Origin of the sequence: Paracraurococcus lichenis (assembly GCF_030657435.1) — a bacterium.
GTDB lineage: Bacteria > Pseudomonadota > Alphaproteobacteria > Acetobacterales > Acetobacteraceae > Paracraurococcus > Paracraurococcus lichenis.
In genome coordinates this window covers 1-3,498 of record NZ_JAUTWS010000212.1, presented here as the reverse complement: position 1 = coordinate 3,498, position 3,498 = coordinate 1, and the positions used below count along the sequence as shown (strand labels likewise).

The 3,498-nt window shown below is 68.6% G+C and carries 3 protein-coding genes; 1 reads left to right on the top strand and 2 read right to left on the bottom strand.

Features of this window, described 5'->3' with window-relative positions; all coding sequences use genetic code 11:
• Nucleotides 1-150 precede the first annotated feature (150 nt).
• The gene (locus Q7A36_RS38860) at nt 151-1,071 is read left to right on the top strand and encodes a ketopantoate reductase family protein (protein WP_305109151.1); all 921 of its coding nucleotides are present in this window, start codon (nt 151-153) and stop codon (nt 1,069-1,071) included.
• 173 nt (nt 1,072-1,244) lie between these two features.
• Here Q7A36_RS38860 and Q7A36_RS38855 read toward each other — a convergent pair whose 3' ends face one another.
• Nucleotides 1,245-3,035: a sensor histidine kinase gene (locus tag Q7A36_RS38855; RefSeq protein WP_305109150.1), complete on the bottom strand. Its 1,791-nt coding sequence runs from the start codon at nt 3,033-3,035 to the stop codon at nt 1,245-1,247.
• A 46-nt stretch (nt 3,036-3,081) separates the two neighbouring features.
• On the bottom strand, nt 3,082-3,288 hold the full coding sequence (locus Q7A36_RS38850) for a hypothetical protein (RefSeq protein ID WP_305109149.1): 207 nt from the start codon (nt 3,286-3,288) through the stop codon (nt 3,082-3,084).
• Between the last annotated feature and the right edge of the window lie 210 nt (nt 3,289-3,498).

Sequence of the window (3,498 nt, the reverse complement as noted above, 5' to 3'; positions counted from 1 at the left end):
CATCATGTGCGACACGGACTTGAAATACTTGGCAATGATCTCCCGTGACCTGCCGCCCTGAGGCGGTGGCGGGCTTGGCTCGCGGAACGAAATGGCGCCACCATGCCGGCGGGTGGATACGGCCGGAAGCTTGGCCAACAGGAGCGGAAGATGCGCATTCTCTTCGTGGGCGCCGGAGCAACCGGCGGCTATTTCGGTGGTCGGCTGGCCCAGGCGGGCCGCGATGTCACTTTCCTAGTGCGCCCGGGCCGAGCGGAACAGCTGCGCAGGGACGGGCTGACGCTACTCAGCCCGCATGGCGACGCGACGTTGCAACCGAAGCTGGTCATGGCAGACGGCATCGACGGCACTTACGACGCCGTCATCGTCGCCGTGAAGGCCTACGGCCTGGAACAGGCGGTCAAGGATATGGCGCCGGCCATCGGTCCGGACACGATGGTCATGCCCCTGCTCAACGGCATGCGGCATGTGGACGTGATCCGGGAGCGCCATGGCGCGGCGTTGATCGGCGGCGTCTGCAAGGTCGCGACGACGGTCGATGCGGAAGGCCGCATCAGGCAGCTCGCACCTTTCCAGGAACTGGCCTATGGCGAGCTGGACGGGACCCCGTCCTCGCGGACGACGGCGCTGGACGCGACCATGCAGGATGCCGGATTCATGGCGCGGCTCACGCCAACCATCGAGCGTGAGATGTGGGAGAAATGGACGCTGCTCGCCACGATGGGCGGCATGTGTTGCCTGATGCGCGGCACGATCGGCGAAATCGAGGCAGCGCCGGGCGGGCGCGACTTCGTCCTGCGCCTGCTCGATGAAGTCGTGCGCGTGATCTCCACGGACGGCGTCGCCCCAAGCCCGGAGTTCCTGGGGACGATCACGAGGCAACTGGTCCAGAAGGGCTCGTCGATGGCCTCCTCGATGTACCGCGACCTCGTGGCCGGTCTGCCGGTGGAGGCCGACCAGATCCTCGGCGACCTCGTGTCGCGGGCCGCGCGTCACAGCCTCAGCACGCCGCTCCTCTCTGCGGCCTATACCCATCTGTGCGTCCATGCTGGCCGCATGGCGCGTACCTAGGCGACGCGAACTAATGACGGTTGCAGTTTAAAACCAAGACGGGGTGATCCCGAATTGTCCCGATCAGGCGGGAGCTCAGCATGTTCTGAACCTTGGCCCGGTTGGCGAAGGTCAGTCTCATCCCGGGCGGTACAAGGCAGCGTCAACGGTCCTCCGGACGGCATGGCCAGCAGCTAGGCAAAATTCTTCGCTTCGGCTCTGGATTCGAGGCGTGGCACGGCCACGTGAGGCGCAAAGCGAACGGTGGCCTGCAGGCCGTCTGGTTCGAAGCGCAGCTGCACCGTGGCGCCCGCGCCCAGGTCGCGCGCCAGCGCCTGCTCGAGCAGGCGCGTCCCGAAACCGCGCCGTGCCGGCGTCCCTCCGACCGGCGGCCCGCCGCTCTCGACCCACTCCAACCCCACCCCTCCACCTGGCTCCCTGTGGCAGGCGACGGCGATCCGACCACCGAAGGTCGAAAGTGCTCCGTGCTTCGCGGCGTTGGTGGCCAACTCGTGCAGCGCCAAGGTCAAGGTTTGCGCTTGCGTCGGCGAGAGCCGCGCCGCTTGCCCGTCGCCAAGATCACAGGAGAGATCGATGCGGCGTTCAGGATCGCCTCCGCCCAGCCAGGGCGCGAGCGCGGCTCGGACGACTGCGTCCAGATCGGTTGCCTCCCAAGAGGCCGCCGTCAGCAGATCATGTGCCCGCGCCAATGCTCGCAGGCGGCCATTGAGGTCGGCCGCGAACCGAGCAGGGTCGGCAGACCCCGGTCCCCGCAGCGTCTGAGATGTCAAGGCCTGCACGGTGGCGAGCACGTTCTTCACGCGGTGGTTCAGCTCGGCCACGACGAGGCGCCGATGCCGCTCGCTGCGAGCGCGTTCCCCCAGCGCGGCGGCAAAGGCTGCCGCAAGGTCATCGGCCTCGCGCAGGCCGGTCGGGCCCGGCGCAGTGCCGCCCGCGACCAGCCCCGTCAGACGCCGGAACGCCGCGACGGTACGACGCGCGAGCAGGACCGCGAGCGCAATGCCCGCGGTGGCGACTAACACGCCCGAGATCAGGATACGTGCGAGAGCGGCGCGCAGGGGCGCTTCGAACTCGGCCTCCGGCATGGTGAGGATGAAGATGTAGCCACTTTGAGGCCCGTGAGCGAAAGCGATGGTCGCCGGGATGCCTTCGCGTGTGGTGGTGTTGTGCAGGACGCCCTCAGGAATGACAGCCACCCGGCTCAGCATTTCGGGCCGCATTGGTTGGCCGACAATGCCGCTCCCAGCCCGTGTCCGGGCGACGATGGTCCCCACCCGGTCCGCCACAACGCCGACCCAGCCGGGTGCGTCGGGCACGCGCTGCGTCTCGAGCGCCGCGGCCAGGCGCTCCTGTGGGAGAGTGAGCCCGATGGTTGCAACAACCGCGCGCCGCCCGGAGCCGTCGGGAGGGCCCAGGACTGGCACGCCGACGGCGACCGCGGGCGTCCCGGTCATGGCGCCTCGGAATAGGTCGGTAATCTCGGCACGGCCTGAGGCGAGCACCCGCTGCGCTGCGTCCGGGGCGCGGATACCCGCCCGGCGCTCCCCCGGCGCCCAGGAGGTCATCAGCGCCATCCGACCATCGATGGCAACCAGGGTCACGATCGCGCCGCCAAACCGGGCGGATGCGGCGCGCATCTCGCCTTCGAAGGCATCGAGATCACCGCGGGCCAGGGCGGACGAAGCGGCGAGGCCGTCGAGCAGCGCTTCAGCGCGGTCGAACTCGCGCTCGACGGCGAGCGCCAGCGCGCGCGCCCGGCCGAGCAAGGTGCCATCGGCCCGCACTCGAGCCTCGCTCTGGCCGCGCCAGACGGCGATGGTGGCTAGCGCGAGGAGGGGCAGAGCGACCGCCGCGACCAGGAGCGACAGGCGCTGGGCGAGAGATGGCGGAACTCGCTTGGAAGCGAGATTCGCGCATCTTTTCGCAGCGGTAACGGCGGCATCGTCCGCGGGACCATCCGACACGGTCCTCAGCCCGGCAGCTTCGGCAGCGCTCGGCTCTGAGCGGCCGTCATATGCCCTCCGCAACCAAGACGTGCTGCTCTCCCAGAACGTCGGCCAGGTCGATGGCTTGTTTGTCGCTGCCGCTCCATCCGGAGGCGCCTTCCTTCCAGGCCAAGAGGAACGACATCGCCATTCTGCAACCGCAGCGGCTCTCGCCTTGCAGCCGCCTGGTGGCTGCGGCGCCACTTCCGGCGTCGTTGTCCCGATGCGGCATTCCGCCCTCTTTCCAGAAGCTTGCGTTCGCGTGAAACGATGGCGCTTGAGGTGAGCTCAGGCTGTCCTTGAATCGAGGCTGATCGTAGCTTGCGTGATGCCGCCTCTCTTCGCGCAGGCGCCTCGGCGTGCGGAGCAAAGTCCGAGAGCCTCGTCGTCGGCCGGATTACCGAGGTCGCCGACACCCCGTCACGACAGGGACAGCAACCGG